Here is a 26,545-nt window from a genome sequence, read left to right as displayed (position 1 = left end):
GATTAATACTTTAAGTGTTTGAAGATGAGAATAAAAATATACAGGTTATTCATCTGCATCATGGGACTCTTGTTTCTTGTGACCGGAGAGGTTGCCGCGAAAGGGAAAAAGAAACAAGAGGTGAAGGCGGATGCACCTGCTCCCCAGAAGCGTTCCGTGAAGTACGATCGCCTCTTCCGGGGGAAGAAGGTGGAAACTAAAAAGGGATTGCTGACGATTCATAAGATCGGGGCGAAGTTATACTTCGAGTTGCCCATGAATCTTTTGAACCGGGAGTTCCTGCTCGGAACGACGGTGAGCGAGATCAGTAATAACGGGAACGTGTTGGTCGGGCAGAAAGCATCGGAGCCGTTGCATGTGAAATTCAATATTATTGACAGCACGCTGTATATGCAGGAGGTGACGAATGGCACTCGTCCCAACGTGTATGCTGACGAGGTCGGAATGCAACAGGCTGTGGCTAAAAGTACGATTATCCCGTTGATGCAAGCCTTTAAAATTGCCGCTTATAATCGGGACACTACCACGGTGGTTTTCGATGTGACTGAAATGTTTTTGGGTGATAACAAGCGAATGGATCCTTTCGACCCGTATGGAAAGACTGCGGCATTCGGTTTGTTGACCAGACAGGCGACATTGAATAAGTCATTGTCATACTTGGACTCTTTTAAAGCATTCGAAGATAATATCTCGATTTGTTCGGTGTTGACTTATCACGAGGTACTTACCCGTAAGAATACGGGGTATCGGCATGCTGAACAGGTAACCATGAAGGTCAATCGTTCCATGATTTTGTTGCCGGAAAAGGAGGATATGATGCGTTGGCGGTTGGCGGATCCCAGAGTAGGGTATTTCGTTTCATCCCGAGTACACATGGGGATGGATGTAGATCGGAGTACTCGAACTTATTTTATGCATCGTTGGAATCTGGAACCTTCGGACATGGAGAAATTCAAGCGGGGAGAACTTGTTGAACCGGTGAAACCGATCGTGTTTTACGTGGATAATACTTTCCCCGCTTCATGGAAGAATGCTATCCATGAAGGCATACGGACATGGAACAAGGCATTCGAGCGTATCGGTTTTAAGAATGCCGTTCAATCGAAGGATTTCCCGAAAGATGATGCGGAATTCGACCCGGATAACCTGAAATACTCTTGCGTGCGTTATGCACCGATTGGGGTTGAGAATGCCATGGGCCCTTCTTGGGTAGACCCTCGCACGGGTGAGATTATGAACGCTTCGGTATTTGTATATCATGACATCGTGAAATTGGTGAACGAGATGCGTTTCGTGCAGACGGCACAACTGGACGAGCGTGTACGTACCCCTAAATTGTCGGATGAAGTGATGCACGAGAGCCTGCGTTATATTATTGCTCACGAGGTCGGGCATTGTCTTGGATTGATGCATAATATGGCAGCTTCGGCAGCCTTTCCCGCTGATTCGTTGAGGAGTGCGGTATTTACCCGGAAATACGGGACTACGCCTTCTATCATGGATTATGCCCGTTATAATTATATCGCGCAACCGGGAGATAAAGGAGTCGGTTTGACTCCGCCGGATTTGGGTGTGTATGATTATTACGCTATTGAAGTGGGATATCGTCCGGTACCGGAGGCGAAGAACGCGGAGGAAGAACTTCGTGTGGTACAATCTTGGATTGCGGCTAAATCCGGAGATCCGATGTATCGTTACGGCAAGCAGCAGGTGTACGACGAATATGACCCGAGTGCGTTGACCGAAGATTTAAGCGACGATGCCGTGAAAGCCGGGACTTACGGTATCAAGAATTTGCAGTATATCTTGAAAAACATGAATGGTTGGTTGGACGCGGAAGACCGGGATTATACCTACCGGATAGATATGTACCGGGGAATTGCCAATCAGTTTGCCGGATACTTGAAAAATGCTTTGTTGAATGTCGGGGGGTATTACTTGAACGAGAGTTTTGTCGGGGACGGGCGTACCGCTTTCAGCGTGTTGCCCAAGGAGAAGCAGAAACGTGCCGCGATATTCGTGATGGAGCAATTGCGCACGTTGGATTGGATTGATGCCCCGGAAGTGACTAAAAACCTGACAGTGGGAACGCCGAAGTCAGAAATTCTGGTGAAAAAGTTTGCCAAGGAACTGGTGAACACGAAACGGGTATCCTTGGGCTACTACCGGGACCCGAAGAGTTATTCCCCCAAAGAATACCTTGATGATATATATGCGCATGTGTGGGCATCGACAATAAAGGGCAGGAATCTCACGAAGGCCGAACGTACTTTACAGTATGAGGTCGTGTGTGCTATATTGAAACGGATACAGATTCCGAATCATCGGTTAGGAGATGGCAAGAAGAGAAGGCAGACTCAAGTGGAAACACTGGCGAAAGAGATAAACCCCGTGTTGCCGGTACAAGGATTCGGTTTCCAATATTACGTGACGAACTTGTCTAATGATAATCAGGCGCATTTATGGCATGGGCTGTTGATTCGGGTACAGAAATTAATGGAGTCCCGACTGAACGGCGGTTCACGGGAAACCCGGAGTCATTACGGCTTCCTTTTGGAAAAGATTGAGGATGTGCGTAACTGGAAATGAGCGAGATATTAATTGATAAATAAGAAAATAAAAATATAAACAGATGAAAAGAAGTTTTGTTTTATTCACGGTTCTTCTTGTACTGGTGGCTTTTGCGGATATTCATGCTGCCGGTAGAAAGGATAAAAAGAAAAAGGACACGGAGAAGGTGGAGAAATTGAGCAAGTACGACAAACTTTTTAAAGGTAAAAAAGTCGATACCAAGAAAGGTTTTATGACGTTACATTTGGTGAACGGTAAAATCTATTTCGAGTTGCCGGTTTCTTTGTTGGGCAGAGAGTTCCTGTTGGGCTCGAAGATCGTGGAGACTTCCGATGTGGGGAGCGGTACCGTGGGATTGATGGGAACCCGCCCGAAACATTTTGCTTTCTCGTTGCAGGACAGTACCCTGATGATGTGTGAAATTAGTCGTAATGGGCAACTTCCTTTATATTCGGATTCGAGTGAAGAGGGAGTGCAGGAGGCTATCCGTATGAATAGTATTCATCCGCTTATCAATTCATTCCCCGTGTTGGCGTATAATGCCGATAGTACGGCTATCGTGTTTGATATGACGGATTTTCTTGTGGGGCATGATGAAGAAATGACACCTTTCAGTAGCGGGAAACGTACGCAGGAGTACGGTCGTGCCGGGATAGCCCCTGAATTTAAAAAGGATTTGTCATACGTGGTGAGCACAAAGGCTTTCGAGGATAACGTGTCTGTTGTTTCCTGTCTGGGATATTGGTTTGATTTGGTTATGGGCGGACAATACGTGATTTCGAAGAGCGAACCCTTAACGGCTAAAGTGAATCGTACCTTCATGCTGTTGCCGGAGCATCCGACAATGCGTCCCCGTTTGGCAGACCCAAGGGTAGGTATCTCAACTTCTGCTTGTGAGAATATGACAACCAAGGTCGATCGCTCCGTTGAAAGACATTACATGGAGCGTTGGGATATTCAACCCGCGGATGTGGAAGCCTATCGACAAGGGAAATTGACAGAACCGGTGAAACCGATTGTATTCTATCTGGATCCTAATTTCCCTAAAGCGTGGCGTGCGCACGTGGCGCAAGGTGTTTTGGATTGGAATAAGGCTTTCGAGGCTATCGGTTTCAAAAATGCCATTCAGGTAAAAGATTACCCGACAAATGATCCCGAGTTCGATCCGGATAATATGAAATATAACACGATTCGCTACGTGCCGACGGGTGTAGTGACGATGATGAAAGACGCTTCTTGGGTAGATCCTCGTAATGGCGAGATTCGTAACGCTTCTCTATTCTTGTTTCATGACTTGTTGAAATGGAATAACATTCAACGTTTCGTGCAGACCTCGCAAGTTGACGAGGGAGCCCGCCACTTGAAATTGTCGGATGAGTTGCAGGGAGAATCTATTCGGGCTGCCGTGCGTCACGAGATTGGACACACGTTAGGATTGATTAATAATATGGCAGGTTCGGCTGCTATCCCGACGGATTCTTTGCGTTCGGCTTCCTATACTCAAAAGTACGGGATTACGGCTTCCGTGATGGATAATATCGGCTTTAATTACGTGGCTCAACCGGAGGATAAAGGGGTAGCTTTAGTACCTCAACTGGGAACGTATGACTATTATGTTATAAAAGTGGCATACCAACCTGTATTTGATGTGAATACGCCGGAAGAGGAGAATAAGGTGGTTGCCGGGTGGATTGCCGAGAAAGCCGGTGATCCGATGTATCGTTTCGCTCCCGAACAATATCTGTTGACGACCTTCGACCCCAGCGGATTATCGTACGATTTGGGTGACGATGCCATTAAAGCCAGTGCTTACGGGCTCAAGAACTTGAAATATATCATGGAGCACATGAACGAATGGATGGATGAGGAAGACCGAGATTATAATTACCGGAATGACATGTATCGCTTTATAGTGGCACAGGTAAAGGGATATTTGTTCAACGTGTACCGGAATATCGGTTCTTTCTACTTGAATGAAGCGTTCGTGGGAGATCCGAATCCGACGCTTACAGTCGTGCCGAAAGAGGTGCAACGGGCTTCTTTGAAATTCGTGATCGAGCAGTTGAAAGATTTAAGGTGGTTGGATCAGGAAGAGGTAATCAAAAATCTAAGTTTTAACGGTTCTCAAGCGATGAAAATTTTGAAATCTTATGTCGTGAAGGAAAAAAACGTGATTACCGATTTATATCAGACCAAACGCATATCTTTGACTTATCATCGTGCTCCTAACTCATATAGTCCGAAAGAGTATATCGAGGATTTATATGAACTTGTATTCGAACCCACGAAACGGGGAAGGGCGTTGACGGATGAGGAGCGGGTGATGCAAGCGGAATTCATTTCAAACGTGCGTAATGATGTCGATATTAACGGTCGGGTAAGATGGTTCGGGCAATATTATGCAACAGAGGCAGATGTAAACGCCGGTTTGGATGAAGAATTAGAAGAAGAATCCGCGCAAGGACCGGAACATCAAGTTTTCGGACATCGTTGGGTGGTGGAAAACATTGCGGCAGATAACCAGAAACATTTGTGGTACTCCGTGTACGATAAGATAAAAGAGTTGCTTAAAAAGCAACGCTATACGGGTGATGCCCGGACACGAGCTCATTATGATTATTTGTTATTCCTGATGACTCGCTCGTGGAAGGACATGCCTAAGATCTAAATATGTAGTCCGGGTGACCGGACTACTTGAGTCAGAATTATTACTAACAAAATCCGTAGGATATGAATTTCAGATTTGGGAAAAAAATGAGAGAAAATTTTTTACACTCGGGTATTCTGAAGGGAGTCTTGTTACTCTGCTTCATGTGCGTACTCAAGGTAACTCCTGCCGCGGCGCAGAAGTTATCGTTGACCTTCCAGAATGCAACCATGGAACAGGTGCTGGAGGAGTTGAAAAGTAAAACATCTTATGATGTGCTGTACAATTTTGAAGAAATCGCCAAGATTCCTTCCGTGACGAAAGTATTTAAAGACGCTTCCGTGGAGGAGATTCTGCAGTATTGTTTGAAAAACACGAACTATACTTACAACATCGTGAACAACATCATCGTGATTAAGTTGAAAGAAGCGAATGACAAAAAGGACGTGAAAGTAAAAGAACGCACCGTCCGGGGAGTCGTGATGGATGAGCGGGGCGAACCGCTACCCGGTGCGACAGTCATGCTCAAGGGAACGAAGATGGGGGTCGCAACCGATGCGAACGGAGCATTTAAAGTCACTTTTGTCCCGATGGACAGTACCGTTTTTGTTGTTTCCTTTGTCGGTATGGTCACGAAAGAAGTGGTGGTCAGCAATGATACCAAGAATGATGATAAACCTTTATCTATCCGTTTGGTGGAAGAAAAAATGGAGATGGAAGAGGTGGTGATCACGGGATATGGTAACATCAATAAGAAAAGTTTCACGGGAAATGCGATAAAAGTGGAACGGGATGAGTTGCTGAAAGTATCTAAAAATAATGTTTTAGCAGCCTTACAGACATTCGATCCGTCTTTTCGTATACAAGAAAACACGGAGTGGGGGTCAGACCCGAATGCCGTGCCGGAGTTGTACATTCGCGGTCGTTCCGGTATTGGAGTAAAGGAATTGGATGCAGATGCTTTGTCAAAGTCTAATTTGAAGAATAACCCGAACTTGCCGCTTTTCATCATGGACGGATTTGAAGTTTCGGTTACCAAATTGTATGACTTGGACATGAACCGAATCGAGAATATCACTTTGTTAAAGGATGCAGCTGCAACAGCGATGTATGGTTCCCGTGCGGCAAATGGTGTGGTTGTGATTACCACCGTTGCCCCGACCCCTGGAAAGCTTTCCGTTTCATACAGTATGACCGGAACGGTAACTATGCCTGATCTTACTGATTATAACTTGATGAATGCTAAAGAGAAATTGGAAACGGAAGTTGCTGCCGGAATTTATCATGACGATAAACCGTTAAATCAATATACTTTAGACCGGGAGTACAATTGGAAATTGGATAATGTGGTACGTGGAGTGAATACTTATTGGTTGTCTAAACCGTTGCGTACGGCTTTTAATCATAAGCATAGTTTGTATGTAGATGGAGGTACTGATGATATTCGTTTCGGCGTGGATTTAGGGTACAATAATGAGGATGGGGTTATGAAAGATTCTTATCGTGACCGTATTAGCATGGGATTGTATTTGGATTATCGTCTTAAGTCTTTCCAAGTAAAGAATTATGTGTCTTATGGAGTAACCCGTTCAGCAGATTCTCCTTATGGAAAATTTTCAGATTACACGAAACAGTTGCCTTATAGTGAATACAAAAATGGAGATGGGACTTACAAGCGGGAATTGGAGGCATGGCATCTCTCTTTCGATAATGTAAATCCTTTATACGAGGCGAGTTTGAATAGTTTTAATCGTACGGAAAGCCATGAATTGATTAATAATTTGAGTGCTAATTGGTATATTAATGATTATTTGCAATTAAAAGGTCAGTTTACCGTAACCAAGTCAACAAGTAAAGGACGGAATTTTATCGATCCGAATTCTAAAAGAAATGCGGATGAATTGGATCTCGATAATTCGGTATCGGGACAATTGACGGTATCCACTTCCGAGAGTTTGGGATGGGATATGAACGTTATACTGGCTTACAATCGTTCGATAGAGAAACACAACGTGAACTTCTCGTTGGGTATTAATGCGACATCTACTACCGGGGAGAATGTATCTACTGTATATCGCGGTTTCCCTTCCGGCGATTTTAGTTCTGCCGGTTATGCTCAAGATGTTTACGAAAAACCTTCAAACGGGGACGAGAAGAGCCGTTTGTTCGGGTTCTTGGGAATGGTGAATTACAGTTATAATAATATCTATTTGTTCGACGCTTCTGTGCGTGTGGACGGTTCTTCTAAATTCGGAACAGATAATAAAACCGGAGTGTTCTGGTCGTTGGGTGGAGGTATTGCCTTGCATAATTACGATTTTATAAAGAATGCCGGTTTTATCGACGAGTTGAAATTGCGCGGAACTTACGGGGCGACCGGTAAGGTGAATTTCGAGCCGTTTGCTGCTAAAACCGTGTATAATGTGGATGGCGAGGAATGGTACGAAACGGGAATGGGAGCCTCTATGATTGCAATGGGAAATAAAAAACTCGGTTGGGAAACAACGTATTCCACGGATTTAGGGGTGGATTTCGGTTTTTTGAATAGGTTGTTTTACGTGACAGCTTCTTGGTATAACAAGAAAACGGTGGATTTGGTAAATGATGTAACCATCCCGAGTTCAACCGGTTTTACCACGTATAAAGATAACGTGGGAGAGATGCAGAATCGCGGTTTTGAAGTGAGTGTGCGCAGTAATATAATTAATGACCGAGATATGAGCTTTTCTATTTTCGCGAATTTGGCGCACAATGAAAACAAATTATTGAAGATATCCAGTTCATTGAGAGATTACAATGACCGTGTGGATGAAATGTACAAGGAATTGAAGATATATGATAGTGAGTCTGCTAAACCGTATAAAAAATATGAGGAAGGGGCTTCAACTACGGCAATTTCTGTTGTGAAATCACATGGAATTGATCCGGCTACCGGAAACGAGATATTAGAAAAGCGGGATGGAACGTTGACCACGGTATGGGATTCAGCCGACCAGATCAGTTACGGGGATACAGAACCGGATATTCAAGGTTCTTTCGGTTTCAATTTCAGGTATAAACAATTGTCATTGTATGCAACCTTCATGTACGAGTACGGGGGACAACGTTATAATCAGACTTTGGTAGACAAGGTAGAGAATGCCGATGTGTATAATGATAATGTTGATAAACGGGTACTTACCCAAAGATGGAAACAACCGGGTGATAAAGCTAAATTCAAAAAACTGGAAAATGGAAAAGAGTCGATAGTGCGTACCCGTCCAAGCACTCGTTTTGTTGAAGATTACAATTTATTGTCGTTAAATTCTTTGACTATTAGTTACGACCTTCCGCAACAATGGTTGAAGAAAGCGGGATTGGGTATGGTGCGTTTCGAGTTGGGGGCTAATGATTTGGCTCGTTTCTGTACTGTAAAACAAGAGCGGGGATTGAGTTATCCGTACGCGAGAACTGTGAATTTTTCATTGAAAGCGACTTTTTAAAAAATTAGAAATATGAGAAAGATTAAAATACTATATATCATTTTACCTTTGTTGCTTGGAGCTTGTAGCAATTGGCTGGAAGTACAGCCGAGCAATGAAGTGGACGAGGAAACTCTTTTCAATTCCGGGAGTGGATATAGAACAGCTTTGAACGGTATATATAAAGATATGTCTTCCACATCTTTGTGGGGACAGGAATTGACTTGGGGATTTGCTGATGTTCTTGCCCAGTATTACCCTAGTTATAATTTAGGGAGTAGTTCTCATGTTTATAATCGGGCTGTACGATATTTGTACGATGATAAGAATTTGGAATCTTTGATTCAGAATATTTGGTCTGTCGGGTATAACGTGATTGCTAATTGCAATAATTTGGTTCAGAATATCAGTAAGGAGGATACGGTGAAGTTCGAGGAAAAACGTCTTGAACGGGATATGATTCATGGAGAGGCCCTTGCTTGTCGTGGGTTTATGCACTTCGAGTTATTGCGCTATTTTGCCCCCTCGCTGAGTGAGGCCGGAGATAAAGTGTATATGCCTTATTTCGATGAATTTCCTTCTTTGATGGCGTCTTATTTATCCGTGCCGGGCATGATTGAGAAAATCGAGCGGGATTTGCTGGATGCTCGCGATATATTAGCTACGACTGATACGTTGAAAGAGATGCTTTATTTGTTACCAACTACGTGTCGTTATGAAGGACAGCAAGGTCCGTCAGATATGTTCTTTAATTACCGGGGTTTTCGGATGAACTACACGGCAGTGACGGCTGCTTTGGCTCGTTTGTATTTTTATGCAAATCGATTAGAGGAAGCCGCGAAAATGGCAACCGAAGTGATCGATTTCGTGGATGATAGGGGAGAGAAGATTTTTTCGTTTACTTCCAAAGAAACATTCAGTAATAAGACGAAAATGTATGATGAACTGATTTTTGCGCTTTCGCAACGTAAGTTGACGGAAAACTTTGAAAACTATGATGAATCGGATGATAATGCATGCAACTTGGCTGTGGATTATTGGGATTGGGAAGAATGGAAATCGGAAGATGCCGGGGATAAAAGGTTAGCCGAGGACGGTGGATTGGTTCGTGTGGTGGAAGCGTGGGAGTATGTATTTACTCGTAAGTATTATGATGCAACAGGTATGAACGAGATAAATAAACGGATGCTGCCCGTGATACGTTTAAGCGAAATGTATTATATACGGGGAGAATATTACGCGAGTCTGGGTGATTTTGGTAAGGCTGTCGCTGAATTGGAGGTCGTGAGAAATGCGAGAGGGTGTACCCCGGGGCGAATCAGTGCTTCTAGTTTAGATGAATTTCATGACTTGATATTGAATGACGTGAAGAAAGAGTTTTGGGGAGAAGGGCAACTTTTTCATTTTTATAAGAAATATAACGTGAAACCCAATAAGAACACCAATTTCGTGTTACCGTTGCCGCGGAATGAATCAGGTATTTAATGATTAAATATGTAAAAATATGAATAGGTGGTTTATAATCAGTATATTTTTGACGATATTATTGGCGTCATGTGAAAAGGACCAGATTGGTCGTTATGATTTGGAGCATTACGTGTATTTTACCATGTCCGAGGAGCAAGACACTCTTTTGTCATTTGCCAATTATCCCGGGGCGGATACACATGATTTGTATTTTGAAGTGAATTTGATGGGGAATCTGCTCGCTTCTCCACGTGCGTTTAAGTTAGCTGTGGTTGATTCGTTAACCACTGCAACCTCAGACTTGTACGAGTTTGATTCGGAACCTTATTTTGGAGCCGGTCAAGATAAGGATACGATAAAGGTTACGGTGAAAAAGAATGCGATGTTGAAAGAAAAAGATGCTACGCTTGTCGTGGCGGTCGTTGCCAATGAGAATTTTGAGCCGGGATTTGTTGGGCAACGATATATCACGATTCATTTTAATGATAAAGATATTGCACCTCTCTGGTGGGATAGTACTTTTGAAATTTATTTCGGTCCCTGGTCTAGAGTGAAGTTGGATGCTTTGCTCGCGTGTACCGGGATACATGACTTTTCGGGTGTAGAGGAGCCGGCATTGCGAAAATATGCTATTCAGTTGAAAAAGTATATTAAGGATGAGGGTATTACGGATAATGGAGAAGAGATTATCATTCCGGTGAATTAATTTGACGGTCTAAAGAGTATGAATATGAGAAATATAATATGGTTATTTGCATTGTTGTTCGCGTGCGCTGCATGTTATGATGACAAGGGGAATTATGATTATTCCGAAACAAATGGAATTACGATAGATTTGGGAAATACCCAGTATTCGGCGGTTGCCGGTGAAACGATAAATATTAAACCGGTACTGACTTTTGCGCAAGATAGTAATGAAACCGGACTGGAGTTTGAATGGCGCTTGGGCAATAAAGTGCTTTCCAATGAGCGTAATCTGTCTTATTACGTGGATACGATTTTGAAAGAGGATTGTTATTTACGGGTGTTGGATACGAAAACCGATATTACTTATTTGGCTCGAACTAATTTTGTATTAACAGAAAAGCATAATACCACGGGATGGATGATTTTGTCGGAAAAAGATGGCGAGTCGTATTTGACTTATATAAGAGAGAATATCGATGCTACAGCTCCGAGTGGATATTCTTACGTGGAGTACCCGGATGTTTATCAACAAGAGAATCATCTGAAATTGGGTGGCAAACCGGTAGGATTATTGGAACATTTTTATTATCGTTCATCTTCTTCTAATATTTGGGTACTATTGGATGGGGCTGAATCTGTTGATTTGAGCGGACTTTCATTCAAACGGGATATAACGTTGCAAGAGAGTTTTTTGGATGAACAATTACCTGCCAATTTCACGCCGCTTGAAATGGCTGAAATGAGGTGGATTTCTGCGGTGATTAATAAAAATGACCATAAAGTGTACACTCGCTTGAAGCTTTCTGATAAATCTTTTTTTACGGGGGCTTTTCTAGACAGTCCATTACAATACAATGGTGAAGATCTCTATGTAACGGATTTTGTGATTGCCCCCTTTATGGGACCCGGCTATACGTTGATGGTGGAAGGGAAGAAAGGTCAACAACGTTATCTGGCTTTGATTGATAAGGATAAAAGTAATGCGGGTAAAGTGTTGCCGTTGTCGATTAGCGGTGGATACCCGAATGAATTTTCACATTTGGATAATTTGGGCGATATGGAAGTGGTCTACACGGGATACAGTCGTGTCGAAACAAATAGTAGTGGTAAAAATATGTATCATTCCATATTGAGAAATGCAGAAGGAGCTTATTATTATCAAGAATTTACTATAGAGAAGATGACAGGAACTAGTTCTGTTATTGCAACACCGATAAAGCAAGTGCCTTTAATATTGGGTGATATTTTGGATGAGAATACATTGTTTTATATACCTCCCTATATAGAAAATACTTACATGTTAATTGCTCATGGAGCCGATTTATATATTATCGAACGAGCTAATATTGGTGCTGGAAATATGCAATCTTTTGTGATACTCTACAAACATTTCGATGCCGATATTACGGCTTTGGATGCAGAGTCAGCTCGAAGTTATCGTGTCGGTGTAGGGCTTGCTAACGGAAAATTTTATGTGTTGGACACGAAAATGGACAAAGGAATGCCGGAAGAAAGTAAACGTGTGATTTATGAATCCGATACAAATGTTGGTAGAATAGTGGATATTCGTTATAAAATGAAGACTGGTAATGCTTGGCAGAGTTAGATTTTAGTGAATGAACAATGTTTGATAACAATAGCGACTTTAATAATTAACAGAAATAGGAGTTTATAGTTATTTTAGAATGGGTTATTTCAGTGATGATTTGATATTTACTGGGATAACCCTTTCCTATTTTTAAAATATATTTTATTTGGATTATATTTAAATACTATGATACAATTCGAGCAACATCATAAAAAGCATGAATGCCGGGTAATCCTTACGGGAAAGAAGATATTCGGTAAGTTTCTTTTTGCTGCTTTTCTTGTAGGACTTCACGGTTTCGACCGAGAGTTGCAGGCGTTCGGCAATATCGGCATTACTCAGCCCTTCGAGTGATAACAGCATGACTTCCTTGCTTTGTGGCGAGAGGTTGTCCAGCGCGGAGAGGAGTAACGAATAGACATCTTCCTCGATTGTTTTCTGCTCGAAAAATTCATCACTAAGATATAGTTCTTCCTGCAAAAATTCTTGTTTGATCTTCTCGTGACGCAGGTGATTGAGGCATTTGTTGCGAAGGGAGTTGTACAGGTATGATTTAAGATGCAACAGGTTCTCGAATTTTGTTTTTACGTCCAGTAAGGCTATAAAGACTTCTTGAACCAGATCGCGGGCAACATCTTGATTGGAAACATAATGATCGGCAAACAACACGAGAGGCGTATAATATTCATTATACAAGTGTTCGTATGCTTCATTTCGGTTTGACGAAAGCATTTTTAATAGTTCCTTTTCATCCATGTACAATATCTTCAAATCCAGAGTATAATATAATGCAAATATAAAATATTCAACTCAATTTTACACGTGTTCTATCTTAAAAGTATTAAAGAGTTGATGTTACACTTGTTCTATTCTCGGGAGGGGGCTTTTTTTCTCCTGATAATTTATTAAATTCGCGACAAATCTAATTAGACATATATGAGTGATAATTCCCTATTAGAAAAATTAGAGGTATTTTATATCCGATTCCGCGAGATCGGGCAGTTGATTACAGACCCCGAGGTGATTCAGGATATGAATCGTTTCGTGAAACTGAATAAGGAGTATCGGGAGCTGGAGCAGATCGTGGAGGCGGGTGACGAGTTGAAGAGTGCGGTGAAATCTTATGACGAGGCACAAGAGATATTGAACACGGAGAACGACAAGGAGTTGCGGGAGATGGCGGAGATGGAGATCGAAGAACTGGAAGCGAAGATACCGGAACTGGAAACTAAGATTAAAATGTTGTTGGTGCCTGCCGACCCGGAGGATTCGAAAAATGTTATTCTGGAAATCCGTGCCGGAACGGGTGGTGACGAGGCGAGCCTCTTTGCCGGTGATTTGTTTCGTATGTACACGAAGTATTGCGAGTCAAAGCGTTGGAAGATCGAGATCACGAATTACAGTGAGGGTACTTCTGGCGGTTACAAGGAGATCGTGGCGAATATATCGGGCGACGGGGTGTACGGGATCATGAAATACGAATCGGGTGTTCACCGCGTGCAACGGGTTCCGGCAACGGAAACACAGGGACGCGTGCATACCTCGGCGGCTACCGTGGCAGTATTGCCGGAAGCGGAAGAGGTGGACGTGGTGCTGAACCCGGCTGATATACGGAAAGATACCTATTGTTCTTCCGGTCCCGGCGGACAGTCCGTGAACACGACCTATTCGGCTATCCGTTTGACACATATCCCCACGGGTATCGTGGTGACTTGTCAGGACGAGAAGTCGCAGTTGAAAAACTTGGCGAAGGCTATGACCGAGTTACGTTCGCGTATTTATGCTATCGAACACCAGAAGTATATGGACGAGATTGCCACGAAACGGAAAACGATGGTATCCACGGGTGACCGTTCGGCAAAGATCCGCACGTATAATTACCCGCAAGGACGGGTGACCGATCACCGGATCAATTTGACCTTGTACAATCTGGCGGCAGTGATGGACGGTGAGATCGGCGAGATTATCGAGAAATTGCAGATAGAGGAGAACACGGAGAAACTGAAAGAGAGCGGATTCTAGGAAGTGAAAAGATAAAAATTAAAAGCTGAAAGTTTTATGACCTATAACGAACTGTTTGAGCAGGTAAAGAAGAAGAAATCTTTTTTGTGTGTCGGTTTGGATTCCGATATCAAGAAGATTCCGCAACATTTGATGGATGCCGAAGATCCGGTGTTCGAGTTCAACAAGGCAATCGTGGATGCCACGGCGGACGTGGCAATTGCTTACAAGCCGAATATCGCTTTTTACGAGAGTCGGGGTGTCGAGGGATGGATCTCATTAGAAAAGACCGTGAAATACATTAAATCCAAGTACCCGGAGATATTCACGATCGCTGATGCCAAGCGGGGAGATATCGGGAACACTTCCGAGATGTACGCTCGTGCTTTTCTCGAAACACTGGAGTTCGATTCTATCACGGTGGCTCCTTACATGGGGGAGGATTCCGTTACGCCTTTCTTGAAATACGAGGGGAAATGGGTGATATTGTTAGCGTTGACCTCAAACAAAGGTGCTTTTGATTTCCAATTCTTCGAGGAAAACGGTGAGAAGTTGTATGAAAGAGTATTGCATAAATCCCAAGAATGGGGTAACGATCGGAATATGATGTACGTGGTTGGTGCCACGAAAGCGGAGATGCTGTCGGGCATCCGCGACATCGTGCCGAATCACTTCTTGCTGGTGCCGGGTGTCGGTGCTCAAGGCGGTAGTCTTGAAGAAGTGGCAAAATACGGGATGAACGCCCACTGTGGTCTGATCGTGAATTCTTCCCGCGGAATTATCTTCGCGGATAAAACCGAGAACTTCGCTACCCGTGCCCGCGAGGAAGCCGTGAAGTTGCAACAACAAATGGCTGAATTGTTGGCAGCGAGAGGGATTATTTGATCTGATGTTATCATATAAAGAACAAGAGGAGAGGGTGTTTTGACATTCCTCCTTTTTTTATACCCAATTCGAGGAGAGATTCTCAAGAGTTCGGCTCGCGATTATTAAATAAAGTCGAGTTAAAGCCGATAGGAGTCGTCTTTGAACCTGTCCGGAAGCCAAGGTATTCCCCGTGTTTTTCTCGAAAAGGGGAGAAATTCTTCCTAAACGTGTTTGTAATCGAGTGATTGGCTGATTTGTCGTAGTACAAAATCCGCCCGTTCTGCGGGTGTCACTTTGGGGACAAGGGTGAGGTTGTAGCCGATGGATTGGTAGGTGGCAGCCATCGTGTGGTAGGTGTCGATGGCTTCTTGATAGGTTTGTTTGCGTTCGGAGTCGGTATGGTATATTTCGGCCCAAGGCGGGAGAATAAATACGCGGGTATTGTAGCGATAGTCGGCGCAGGCTCGCGGGAGTTCGGGAAAGAGTGGTTGATTGGTGAGATGAGCGTAGGCGAGGGTATCGGGGATACCCCGGTCGAAGAAGAGGATTTCGTTGCGGTACGCGTTCTCTCGATAGGAGTCAACGGAACGGGAGAGCATCAGCCGGGTATACGCAGGTATATTGCCCCAAGGAAGAGCATTCCCGTTTTGTGCCGATTGTTCCCGGATGATCTCCCGGGCGACTTCGGGAATACAAGGAAAACCCCGTTGTTGCAGTTGTTCTAGTAGGGTAGTCTTGCCTACACCGGGACCACCGGTGATGATGATGAAATTCGGTTTATACATCACGTTTATAAAGTTAGTGCGGTATGGATAAATTCTGCCAGCCCGTTGTTCGTGTCGCTGGTGACATTGTTGAACTTGCCCCGTAGCGGTTCGGGGGCGTTGGCGACGATGAACGGGTGCCCGCAACGTTCGAGAAAGTCGATATCGTTGTAGTCGTTCCCCAGCCCGGCACACTCGTCATAGCGAATATCAAGTTGGTCGAGCAGAATTTGGCAGGAGGAACCTTTGTTCACGTCCCGGGCGAATATTTCCGTCCATATCGCTTGATTGTCGATCGGGGAGGTGGAGCGGATTACCGAGTATCCGGATAGTTTCTCTTGAATCTCCCCGTGGAGTTGCAATTGTTTGGAGTCGAGTATCACGAGAAATTGCGTGGCTCCGCCGCGTATGTCCCGTGTGCTTTGAATGGAAGTACCTAGTCCGGGGTAGTTTTCTACGCGTCGGCGGAAGTCCTCGTGCAAGGGAGAGGTGTTGCGGTACAGGAAGTGGTGATTGTCGGGAATCGGTTGTTGTATGGTGAAATTGATGTCGTATTCCCACAACATGGTGGCGATATCCAGTGTTTCTTCCGGGGATAGTTCCCGGGTACAGAGAAGGCGTTGGTCGTTCCAATGCATGATGCCTGCGCCCGAGGAGAATACCATGTAATCAATGGGAAGTCCTTCCGGCAAAGCGTTACGAAACGAAAATACGGAACGTCCCGTTGCCAGAACGCGGGTGATTCCCGCGCATCCGGCTTCTTCCAATGCTTTTTTGTTTTCTTCGCTGAGCGAATTCCAACCGCGCGGGAGCGTGGTTCCGTCCAGATCGATAATGATAGCCCTTATCATATTTTAGATTTAATGATTTATGATTTTAGATTTCTCCCCGCTTGCCGGCGCTCTTTCCCTTCAAGAGAAGTTTCGCTTCTGTCATTTTCAATTTTCAACTTTCAATTTTCAATTGTTACAAGTTCATACTTGTAGTAAGGCAGAGGTTCGTTGAGGTAGTGTAGCACTTTCTCTTGGTTCATGCCGTCCAGCGGGTTGTGGTTGTACCCGAAGGTGGATTTGATACCCATGTTGATGAAATGGACGGCTCGGTCGAGGGCTTCCGGGAGGCTGTCACCGTTGAGCATGCAGCCCGTGATGACACTGGCGAAAGCGTCGCCCGTTCCGGGATAGGAAGCCGGGACGTAGTCGCACAGCACGCGCCACGTGCGTCCGTCCAGTTTGTTGTACGCGAGAGTGGCGACGTTGCACGTGTTGCTTCCGGGGGCGGAAGTGATGATCACGTGTTCGGGGCCGAGTTCGCTGAGTTGGTTACACCATTTGACAGCCTCTTCCACGGATATTTCTTCGCGGGGATTGCGTCCCAGCAGGAACGCGGCTTCCGTGAGGTTGGGGGTGATTACTTTGGCCTTCGAGCAGAGTTGTCGCATGCCCTCGATCATATCGGGTGTCATGCTGGAATATAATGTCCCGTGATCTCCCAACACGGGATCGACCAGTATAAAATTATTATTGTCTTTGAAATAGTCGAAGAAGTCGCTGACGATTCCCATTTGTTTCACGGAAGCGAGGTAGCCCGTGTAAATCGCGTCGAAATGAAGGTTCAGTTCTTTCCAGTGTTCGATGAATGTTTCCATGTAATCGGTCAGATCGAGGGAACGAAAGTCCTTGTACTCGCTATGGGCGGACAGTATGGCCGTCGGCAACGGGCATACCTGATAACCCATGTGCGTGAGAATGGGGATGGCCACGGTCAAGGATGCCCTTCCATAGCCGGACAGGTCGTGTATTGCGGCAATTTTCTTCATGTCATTTCATTATCTTGAGTCTTCAAAGATAATAAAAAATCAATGAACGGGCATATAGGGGAGGGTAAACCAGAACGTGGAACCTTGTCCGACGGTGGAGTCCACCCCGATTTTGCCGCCTAATTTAGTGATAATGGTTTCACTGATTGCCAGTCCGAGTCCCGTGCCTTGCGAGAACGTGTTCAATTTGGTGAAACGGTCAAACACTTTCTTCAGTTTTTCGGGTGCGATACCGCAACCGGTGTCCTTCACGTAAAAGCAGAGAGTTTGCGGATCGATTAGTTTGTACCCGGCACGAATGCTGCCGTTTGTCGTGAACTTGAGCGCGTTCGTGATGAAATTGTGGAGCACTTGTGCTACCCGGTTTCTTTCCGTCCGGATGATACATTCCGGAAGACGTTCTTCAACGAGGAATTTGACGGGAGTATCCGTGTCCATTTTCAACCGGGTACTTTGTTCTATTTCATCGAGCAATATATTTATGTCCACCTCAGTGTACACGAATTCAAGAGTTCCGGCCTCGATTTTCGAAAGGTCGAGGATGTCGTTGATCAGTTGTAACAACAGGTTGTTATTGTTGTTTATGATGTTGAGATATTCTTGTTTTTCCTTTTCATCCGTGGTGTACGCCAGAATCTCGGAGAACCCGACAATGGAGTTGAGCGGGGTACGTATTTCGTGACTCATGTTGGCGAGGAATGCCGACTTTAGACGATTGCTCTCTTCGGCTTGTTCCTTGGCGTCCCGGAGGTTTTGTTCCATGCGTTTTTGTTCAGTAATCACGACGCTTGAACCGATGATGGTTTTCGGTCGGCCGTTCACGTCATACTCGTACACGGCCCCTTGTTTGTTTATCCATTCGTATTCCCGGTCGTTGTACCAATGCACGAGGTATTCCTCGTGAAATTCTTCCCGTTCCCCGGAGAGCAGTTCTTCGAAGACGGAACGCATATGATCCCGGAAGTCCGGGTGTATGGAATTGATATATTTTTCGACTTTACAATAGTATTTGCCGTCAATAGCTTCTTTGGTGTCCTCGTGGTGGTATATAGAATAGTCGCACGAGAAAGTTTGAGAGGGTACGTCGCAGTCCCACGGTAGCACGTGTGCCAGACTGAGGACAGAGGAAAGGGTGGAGTTCGTGATTTCCAGTTTTTCTTTGGCGTCACGTAGTGATTCCTCCAGTTTTTTGTGGTCGTTGATCGAACAGGAAGTCCCGATGAGACGGGGAGATTGTTTGTTCGATGCAGGTTTTTCCAGTTGAGCTTGAATTTCGATCCATTGGTATATTCCTTTTTTCCGGTAATCGGCCCGGAAGATGATGATGATTTGTTGTACTTCCTGCCGGATGATGCTTTGAAATCCTGTTTTTACTCGCTCGATGTCTTCCGGGTGAACCGCCTCGAAAAAGGCTTCGAGGGGAATTTCCGTGTCCCATTTTAATGTTTCGCTGTATATGCCCTTTAGTTGCAGGGAATCCATGATAAATTTCTTCGCTTCAATGTCATACATCCAGAGAAGATGCTTGGAGATATGCAGGGCGAGGGACAATTTTTGAGTGATGGACTCTATCTCTTCCCGTTGTGCCTGCAATTCGGTAATGTCAAAGGAACTGCAAACCAGCCAATTGTTGTCTTCATGAGTGAAGATATTCTTGGTGATCATGAGCGTGTGTTCCTTGCCGTCAGCCATGATGAATTTCTCGATTCCTTGGTATGAGCCTTTTTCCGCGAATAGTTTCCTGTCAAATTCCTGCAATGTTTTTGCTTGTTCTTTATTCATGAAAATGTCTTCGGTCTGCCCGAGGATTTGTCGCGCCGTGGCTCCGAACATTTCTGATTTTTTACTCCAGAATATATAGCGCCCCGTGTTCATGTCTTTGATTGAAGTGGGGATAGCTGTATTTTCCAACACTTGACCGAGGAAAAATTGAAGTTTCTCGGATTCTATGCGATGGAGCGTGTATTCCGTGATGTCACGCAAGAACGCGATTACTTTATTGCCGGGGAGAACTGCCGTGCAGGTTTCGAAATAATAGGGCTGACCTTGCGTGGGCAGGCAAACATCAAAACGCAGGGAGGTGTTTGACACGAGCGTCTTCGTTATTTGTTGGCAGAAATAATCCCGTTCCGAGGGTGAAGTTATCAGTTCATGTAACTGTTTGCCGATCATTTCTTCCGCGGGAAGGGGTAATTGCTCCCGGATGGGGTTGATAATATCCATGATATGATGCGTTTCATCGAAGATGAGCATCATGTCCGGGAAAGCTGCTATAATGGCTTTCAGTATATCTTCGGAACCTTGATTTTCAAGGGAAGTAGTACCGTGTAACATATTGTTGATTTTAGTAGGACCTCACTATATAGCTGTTATAACGGAACAAAGTTAATGTTTTTATTCATGTATCGGGTAAATTATCGGTATTTGATGTTGAATTTTAAATTTTGGACATTGGAAGCTTCTCCGGCTTTGTCTTTTATTTGTGTTATTTTTGTTTTTGGTTACTAAATTTAATCCTATTTTCATGTGGTGTCGAGTGCGGGTGTAAATTGCTGGTAAAAAGTTTATTACATGTTTTTTACGCGTTTCCCCTCTCGTAACCCGCGCCAGTAAAGGGCTGAGCGGGCTCATAACCTGCTCAAAACCTGCTTAAAACCTACTCATAACCTGCTATAGCAGGTTATGAACAGGTTATAAATAGGGTATATTTAGTTAATCAATGTTGTGCTCCCCTTGACGTGTTCCTGCTTTTTTGTTTTGTCATCTTGGGTGAAGCGAAGAATGTTATATGAAATTCACGAGAGAGGGGAGCATTTAGGGGGTGTTCTTTCTTGAAAATGTATTTTATTCGAGTTTTGGTATAAAAAATAGGGGGGTGTATGCTAAATGATGGATATTTTGTATATTTGCCCCGATAAAAATAGGGTTCATTCTAAAAATACAAATTTATGGCAAAATTCAGATTCTTAGCTTTACAGGAAATCACCCGTCGTAAACCCGTGGAACGCGGGGAATTACCCCGGTGTTCTGCTGTTTTTGGCGAAAGCGTGTTTTCGATGGACAAGATGAGGCATTATCTTTCGATCGAGGCTTACAAGAAGTTGGAGAGGGCGATGGTGGAGGGAAGTGTCATTGATCGGGGATTGGCGGATCAAGTGGCTTCGGCGATGAAGGCATGGGCGGTAGAAAGAGGGGTTACTCATTACACGCATTGGTTTCATCCCTTGAATGGCGCGACGGCGGAGAAACACGATTCTTTTATTGATTTGTTGCCGGACGGTGACGTGATCGAGTGCTTTGACGGGCGATTACTGGTGCAGCAGGAACCCGATGCATCCAGTTTCCCGAACGGGGGGATTCGCAACACGTTCGAGGCGCGCGGTTACACGGCGTGGGACCCGGCTTCTCCGGCTTTTATTAACAATCGCACGTTGTGTATCCCGACCGTGTTCGTGGCGTACACGGGGGAGGCGCTTGATTTCAAGACTCCCTTGTTGAAGGCGTTGGCGTTGATTGACCGGGCGGCGGTGGATATTTGCCAGTATTTCGACAAGGACGTGAAGCGGGTTTTAGCCACGTTGGGCTGGGAACAGGAATACTTTTTGGTAGACGAGGCTTTGTACAATGCCCGTCCCGATTTGAAGTTGTGCGGGCGGACGTTGATGGGACATTCCTCGGCGAAGGATCAGCAGTTGGAAGACCAGTATTTCGGCTCTATCCCGGCACGGGTGACCGCTTTTATGGATGAGCTGGAACACGAGTGTCATTGTCTTGGCATCCCGATTAAAACACGTCATAACGAGGTGGCACCGAATCAGTTCGAGTGTGCCCCGATCTTCGAGGAGGCGAATCTGGCGGTGGATCACAATCAGTTGCTGATGTCCACGATGAAGCGGGTGGCACGGCGTCATAATTTCCGCGTGCTTTTGCACGAGAAGCCGTACAAGGGGGTGAACGGTTCCGGGAAGCATAATAATTGGTCGTTGATGACCGACACGGGGGTGAATTTGTTATCCCCGGGCAAGAACCCGAAATCGAATATGCAGTTTTTGGTTTTCTTGGTGTCGACGATCAGGGCGGTATACGAGCATGGCGATTTGTTGAAAGCCTCTATCGTTTCGTTGGGTAATGAAGCCCGCTTGGGTGGGGACGAGGCTCCTCCCGTGATTATGTCTGTTTTCCTCGGTAATTATCTTTCCGGGGTGTTGGACGAGTTGGTGGAGAAAGTGAGCGACCGGAAAATGAGCCCGGACGAGAAGACGGAATTGAAGTTGAACGTGGGCAAGATCCCGGAAATCATGCTGGATAACACGGATCGTAATCGTACTTCTCCTTTTGCCTTTACCGGGAATCGGTTTGAATTTCGGGCGGTGGGGTCTTCTGCCAATTGCGGGGGACCGATGATCGCGCTGAACGCGGCGGTGGCTGAACAGTTGATTCATTTCAAACAAGAGACGGATGCCTTGATAGACAAGGGGGTGAAGAAGGATGAAGCGATATTTCAAGTGCTGCGTAAATATATTATCGAGTCGAAACTCGTGCGTTTCGAGGGGAACGGGTACAGCAAGGAATGGAAAGAGGAAGCGGAGCGTCGCGGCCTGTCGACGGAGGTCGATTGCGTGCCCGCGTTGAAGGCTTATTGCTCGGGGAAGGCAAAACGATTGCTGGTGGACAGCGGTATCCTGAGTGAACGGGAGTTGAAGGCGCGGTTCGAGATCAAGAACGAGATATACTTGAAGAAGTTGCAGATCGAATCGCGGGTATTGGGTGATTTGGTTTTAAATCACGTGATCCCGACGGCTATTTCGTACCAGAATACGTTGTTGACGAACGTGACCTCTTTGAAGGCCATTTTGCCGGATTACGAGCAGGTGGCTGATGTGCAGATTGACGAGATTCGCACGATTTCCCATCATATCCGGGAGATCCAGAAGATGGTGTCGGATATGACCGAGGCGCGTAAACAAGCTAACACGATCTCCGACGAGGTGAAGCGTGCCGAGGAGTACACGATAAACGTGCGTCCCTACTTGGAAAAAATCCGTTATCACGTGGATAAGTTGGAGTTGCTTGTAGATGATGAGATTTGGCCGTTGCCGAAATACCGGGAATTGCTGTTCTCTCGTTGAGAATGAGTTTATAAGGTTTGTAAAGTTTGTAAGGTTCATAAAGTAACTTTACAAACTTTATGAACCTTACAAACTTTATAAACTTATTTCTTCTTTTCCTGTAAATTCAGTACTTTCCCGTCGGGAAGAGTGAGTTTTGCCTCGGTTCCTTTGCCGATGAGGCTTACGTTATCTTTCTCGTAACGGTAACCGGAAGCCATTACTTGTTGCGGTAACTCGTAAGTTTGATCGTCGAGGGTAACCACGGCAAGTTCTTCGTTCGGGTAAAAGGTTACATTTACTTGGTAGAGCATTTTGGTTTTGCCGTCACCTCCTTGAAATACGGCGTTGATGACGCTATTCGGGGTTTCCGTGTAAAGGGTTTGCGCCCGTTGCTCGATAATCCATTGTCCGTTTACTTGGCGTACGTTGTAAGTGTCGTCATCTTCCACGTTCCACGCGTATCCGCCATTCGGGAGGCCGCGTCTGTCAAGGACGGGGTGATTCTCCACGTTCGGGAGGAATACTTCCACTTGCGCGGAGTCAGCCGAGAACACGATAAAAGCGGAAGTTGCGGCTTCCGGATCATTCACCGGATTCATGCGAACGCCCGATTCAAACAAACGGATGCAGTCTTTTTTCACTTCAGACCAAGTGAAGCCGGCAGCAGCGTTGCACCCGTGATTGTCGTTGGCCACGCCTACTTTGGGATCGGCTTTCGTGAATACCAGAGTCATTTTTTTATCCTTGTTGGTGAACTTCAGTTCTCCGTTTTCCACGGAATAAGAGGTCATGGCGGCGAGAGCCTTCACGAATTGATCCTCGAACTTCAAGTCGGGGCAGGCCATCATGGTCATACCTCCCGGTTCCAGTTTGATGGTGTTGCCCTCGGTAGAATATCTCCCGAAGAAACGGTTACACCCGGCGAAACCGTACATGGTATTGGTGTCCGTGAGGATGATGGTTGGAACTCTTTGAGAAAGGGCTACTTTCTCGTTGTTGCTTGTCATTTCTTTCAGTTGCCACTCGTTGGCGGTCAACGCCGCCTTGTTGCCCGTGTTGCTTTTGCATCCCGCGAAGGCGAGAACCGTGGCGATCATCATTAAAATTGTTGTTCTTCTCATGTGTGTGTTATTTTTACGCGAATATACGTAGAGAAAATATAAAAGTTTAGGGATAACGGGAAAAGATTTGAAGGGGGGCAAAAGTCATATTCTTCTTAAGACTCCTCCGTCGGCTACGCCGCCACCTCCTCTATAAACAGAGGAGGAGCTGGCTTTTGACATCCTCTTAAGCGATTCTTTGTTTTGCTCTTTCACACCCCGGGTATGATGGTTATCACATTTTAAGCAATTCTTCGATATGCGTGCGGTCGTTCCATAATTGGGGTATTTTATTTTGTCCGCCGAGTTTGCCTTTTTCTTTTAGCCAGTCGATGAAAAGGTTCGGACGGGCGACGTGAAGAATAAGGCGTTGGAGTGACAGGAGGCGCTTGGCCTCGTAGTCGGAGTTCACGCGTTGGAGTTCTTTGTCAAGCATGTCGGCGAAAGTTTCCGGGTCGGAGGGAGGGGTTCCGAATTCGATGATCCACTCGTGGGCACCTTTTTTGTTCTCGTTCATGAAGACCGGGGCTGCGGTGAAATGGAGTACGGTGGCTCCGGTTTGTTCGCAAGCCCGGTTTAAAGCCGCGATAGCGTTGTCGATGATTAATTCTTCCCCGAAAGCGTTGATAAACAGTTTTGTGCGTCCGGTAATCTTGAACTTGTAGGGACGGGTGGAGGTGAACTGAACGGTGTCGCCGATCATGTAGCGCCACAGTCCGCCGTTGGTGGAAATGACGATGGCGTAGTTGACGCCGGTTTCTACTTCTTCCAGCAGGAGCGCTTTCGGGCGGGATTTGCCCAGTTCGCTCATGGGTACGAACTCGTAATACACGCCGTAGTCGAGCATGAGTAGCATCGACGGGTCGGAGGGATCGTCTTGTAGTCCGAAAAAGCCCTCTGAGGCGTTGTATGTTTCGAGATATTTCATCTTCGGGTCGGGCAACAGGCGTTTGTACTGTTCCCGGTAGGGGGTGAAATTGATACCGCCGTGTATGAATAGTTCGAGGTTAGGCCATACCTCGTGGAGGTTGTCTTTGCCCGTGCGTTCGAGAATACGGTTGATGAGCGTGAGAAACCACGAGGGTACGCCCGCCAGACTGCGCACGTCTTCCTTGATGGTGGTTTCGCATATTTTTTCTATTTTCTCTTCCCAGTCGCCCATGAGCATGATGGATTGGTCGGGTGTCTTCATCATGTTTGCCCAGAAAGGCGTGTTCGAGATCAGGATGGCGGAGAGATCTCCGTAGCGGCAGTTGTTGTTTGTTTTGGAAATCTCACTGCTACCGCCGAGAGCGAGAGTCTTCCCGTTGAATGCTTGAGCGTCGGGATAGAGGTTGTTGAAGATGGCTATCACGTCTTTGCCGCCCCGGAAGTGACATTCTTCCAGTGAAGTTTTACTCACGGGTATGAATTTACTTTTGGCGGCGGTCGTCCCGGACGATTTGGCAAACCACGTGATGGGTTCCGGCCACAAGAGGTTTTGTTCCCCGTTCATCAGACGCTCGGAATAGGGAGCCAGTTCCTCGTAATGGATGATGGGTAACCGTTCCCGGTATTGTTCGGCAGTGAGGATGGAGGCAAAATCGTACTTCTGCCCGTATTCGGTGGTCGCGGCAGCGCGGAGTAATTCATCCAGCGTGTCACGTTGTACCTGCACGGGATTCGTTTTGAAGTACTCTATTTGCGTCAGTCGCTTGGACGAGAACATGGATATGATGGAGTTGATGATTGGCATATTGTAGATTTTAGATTTCTTGATTTATGATTTTGGATTAGATGCTCCTTTCCCGTTGATTAACGCGGTTTTTAATCGTGAATCGTGATTCATAAATCGTAAATTAGTTGAAATCGAGGGTTAGCTGGGGATCAAGCAGGGTGAAGCTGCGACGATGAAACGGGGTGATACCGTGTGTCGCGATGCCTTCCCGGTGTTTCTTGGTGGGGTAGCCCTTGTTACTTGCCCAGTCGTACACGGGGTAGCGTTCGTGCAATTGTTGCATGTACTCGTCCCGGTGAGTCTTCGCAAGTATCGAGGCGGCAGCGATTGCCATGTATTTGCCGTCACCTTTGATTATGCAATGATGTTCGATGCCCCCGTAAGGTTTGAAACGGTTGCCGTCCACGAGAATGTGCTGGGGGGTGACGCTCAATTGAGCCAATGCCCGGTGCATTCCCTCGATGGACGCGTTGAGGATGTTTATTTTGTCTATTTCCTCGTTGTCCACGGCGGCGACTGCCCACGCGAGAGCTTCCCGCTCGATGATTATTCTTAATTCGTTCCGTTTTTTTTCGGAGAGTTGTTTCGAGTCATTGAGCATTTCGTTGGAAAAGTTTTCCGGCAGAATGACTGCCGCGGCGAAGACGGGACCCGCCAGACAACCTCTTCCAGCCTCGTCACAACCGGCTTCTATTTTGTCCGAATAGTATTTTAATGTCAGCATACAGTAATCTAAAAGTTTAAG

The 26,545-nt window shown here is 45.6% G+C and carries 17 protein-coding genes; 9 read left to right on the top strand and 8 right to left on the bottom strand.

Features of this window, described 5'->3' with window-relative positions:
• Positions 1-24: 24 nt before the first annotated feature.
• The 6 genes from L0M98_RS18580 (at position 25) to L0M98_RS18555 (ending at position 12,439) form a co-directional block, all read left to right on the top strand.
• Positions 25-2,589, top strand: a complete 2,565-nt coding sequence (locus L0M98_RS18580; RefSeq protein ID WP_227217176.1) for a zinc-dependent metalloprotease — start codon at positions 25-27, stop codon at positions 2,587-2,589.
• Between the two features lie 43 nt (positions 2,590-2,632).
• On the top strand, positions 2,633-5,239 hold the full coding sequence (locus L0M98_RS18575) for a zinc-dependent metalloprotease (RefSeq protein ID WP_227217177.1): 2,607 nt from the start codon (positions 2,633-2,635) through the stop codon (positions 5,237-5,239).
• A gap of 62 nt (positions 5,240-5,301) precedes the next feature.
• Positions 5,302-8,700 carry a SusC/RagA family TonB-linked outer membrane protein gene (locus L0M98_RS18570; protein ID WP_227217178.1) on the top strand — a complete coding sequence of 1,133 codons (3,399 nt, stop codon included), beginning with the start codon at positions 5,302-5,304 and terminating at the stop codon, positions 8,698-8,700.
• A 12-nt stretch (positions 8,701-8,712) separates the two neighbouring features.
• Positions 8,713-10,164 carry a RagB/SusD family nutrient uptake outer membrane protein gene (locus L0M98_RS18565; protein WP_227217179.1) on the top strand — a complete coding sequence of 484 codons (1,452 nt, stop codon included), beginning with the start codon at positions 8,713-8,715 and terminating at the stop codon, positions 10,162-10,164.
• Between the two features lie 19 nt (positions 10,165-10,183).
• Entirely contained in the window at positions 10,184-10,852 is a 669-nt protein-coding gene (locus L0M98_RS18560) for a DUF4843 domain-containing protein (protein WP_227217180.1), read from the top strand.
• A 24-nt stretch (positions 10,853-10,876) separates the two neighbouring features.
• Positions 10,877-12,439 carry a PKD-like family lipoprotein gene (locus tag L0M98_RS18555; protein WP_227217181.1) on the top strand — a complete coding sequence of 521 codons (1,563 nt, stop codon included), beginning with the start codon at positions 10,877-10,879 and terminating at the stop codon, positions 12,437-12,439.
• Positions 12,440-12,598: 159 nt separating this feature from the next.
• Here the strand turns inward: L0M98_RS18555 and L0M98_RS18550 are convergent, their stop codons facing one another.
• Positions 12,599-13,177, bottom strand: a complete 579-nt coding sequence (locus tag L0M98_RS18550) for a sigma-70 family RNA polymerase sigma factor (RefSeq protein ID WP_227217182.1) — start codon at positions 13,175-13,177, stop codon at positions 12,599-12,601.
• Between the two features lie 180 nt (positions 13,178-13,357).
• Here L0M98_RS18550 and prfA point away from each other — a divergent pair, with 180 nt between their 5' ends.
• Complete coding sequence (prfA, locus tag L0M98_RS18545) at positions 13,358-14,443, top strand: peptide chain release factor 1 (RefSeq protein ID WP_186977357.1); 1,086 nt, start codon at positions 13,358-13,360, stop codon at positions 14,441-14,443.
• Between the two features lie 36 nt (positions 14,444-14,479).
• Positions 14,480-15,307 (top strand): orotidine-5'-phosphate decarboxylase, encoded by an 828-nt coding sequence (gene pyrF / locus L0M98_RS18540; RefSeq protein WP_227217183.1) that lies wholly within the window; start codon positions 14,480-14,482, stop codon positions 15,305-15,307.
• A gap of 203 nt (positions 15,308-15,510) precedes the next feature.
• Here pyrF and L0M98_RS18535 read toward each other — a convergent pair whose 3' ends face one another.
• The 4 genes from L0M98_RS18535 to L0M98_RS18520 all read right to left on the bottom strand — a co-directional run bounded on the left by L0M98_RS18535 (position 15,511) and on the right by L0M98_RS18520 (position 20,206).
• On the bottom strand, positions 15,511-16,074 hold the full coding sequence (locus tag L0M98_RS18535) for an AAA family ATPase (RefSeq protein WP_227217184.1): 564 nt from the start codon (positions 16,072-16,074) through the stop codon (positions 15,511-15,513).
• A 5-nt stretch (positions 16,075-16,079) separates the two neighbouring features.
• Complete coding sequence (locus L0M98_RS18530; RefSeq protein WP_227217185.1) at positions 16,080-16,904, bottom strand: HAD-IIB family hydrolase; 825 nt, start codon at positions 16,902-16,904, stop codon at positions 16,080-16,082.
• 101 nt (positions 16,905-17,005) lie between these two features.
• On the bottom strand, positions 17,006-17,872 hold the full coding sequence (locus L0M98_RS18525; protein ID WP_227217186.1) for a pyridoxamine kinase: 867 nt from the start codon (positions 17,870-17,872) through the stop codon (positions 17,006-17,008).
• Between the two features lie 39 nt (positions 17,873-17,911).
• Positions 17,912-20,206: a PAS domain-containing sensor histidine kinase gene (locus tag L0M98_RS18520; protein ID WP_186977349.1), complete on the bottom strand. Its 2,295-nt coding sequence runs from the start codon at positions 20,204-20,206 to the stop codon at positions 17,912-17,914.
• A gap of 614 nt (positions 20,207-20,820) precedes the next feature.
• On the opposite strand from L0M98_RS18520, the gene L0M98_RS18515 reads away from it, so the two are divergent.
• On the top strand, positions 20,821-23,001 hold the full coding sequence (locus L0M98_RS18515) for a glutamine synthetase III family protein (protein WP_186977347.1): 2,181 nt from the start codon (positions 20,821-20,823) through the stop codon (positions 22,999-23,001).
• 83 nt (positions 23,002-23,084) lie between these two features.
• On the opposite strand, the gene L0M98_RS18510 is transcribed toward L0M98_RS18515, so the two are convergent.
• The 3 genes from L0M98_RS18510 to L0M98_RS18500 all read right to left on the bottom strand — a co-directional run bounded on the left by L0M98_RS18510 (position 23,085) and on the right by L0M98_RS18500 (position 26,524).
• Positions 23,085-24,104 (bottom strand): META domain-containing protein, encoded by a 1,020-nt coding sequence (locus tag L0M98_RS18510; RefSeq protein ID WP_227217187.1) that lies wholly within the window; start codon positions 24,102-24,104, stop codon positions 23,085-23,087.
• 214 nt (positions 24,105-24,318) lie between these two features.
• Positions 24,319-25,818: a GH3 auxin-responsive promoter family protein gene (locus tag L0M98_RS18505; protein ID WP_099289935.1), complete on the bottom strand. Its 1,500-nt coding sequence runs from the start codon at positions 25,816-25,818 to the stop codon at positions 24,319-24,321.
• A gap of 103 nt (positions 25,819-25,921) precedes the next feature.
• Entirely contained in the window at positions 25,922-26,524 is a 603-nt protein-coding gene (locus tag L0M98_RS18500) for a ribonuclease HII (RefSeq protein ID WP_227217188.1), read from the bottom strand.
• Positions 26,525-26,545 lie beyond the last annotated feature (21 nt).

Origin of the sequence: Butyricimonas sp. DFI.6.44, from assembly GCF_022132345.1 — a bacterium.
Classification (GTDB): Bacteria; Bacteroidota; Bacteroidia; order Bacteroidales; family Marinifilaceae; genus Butyricimonas; species Butyricimonas muris.
The sequence above is the reverse complement of the archived record's forward strand: the minus strand, read 5'-3'. Positions and strand labels throughout refer to the sequence as shown.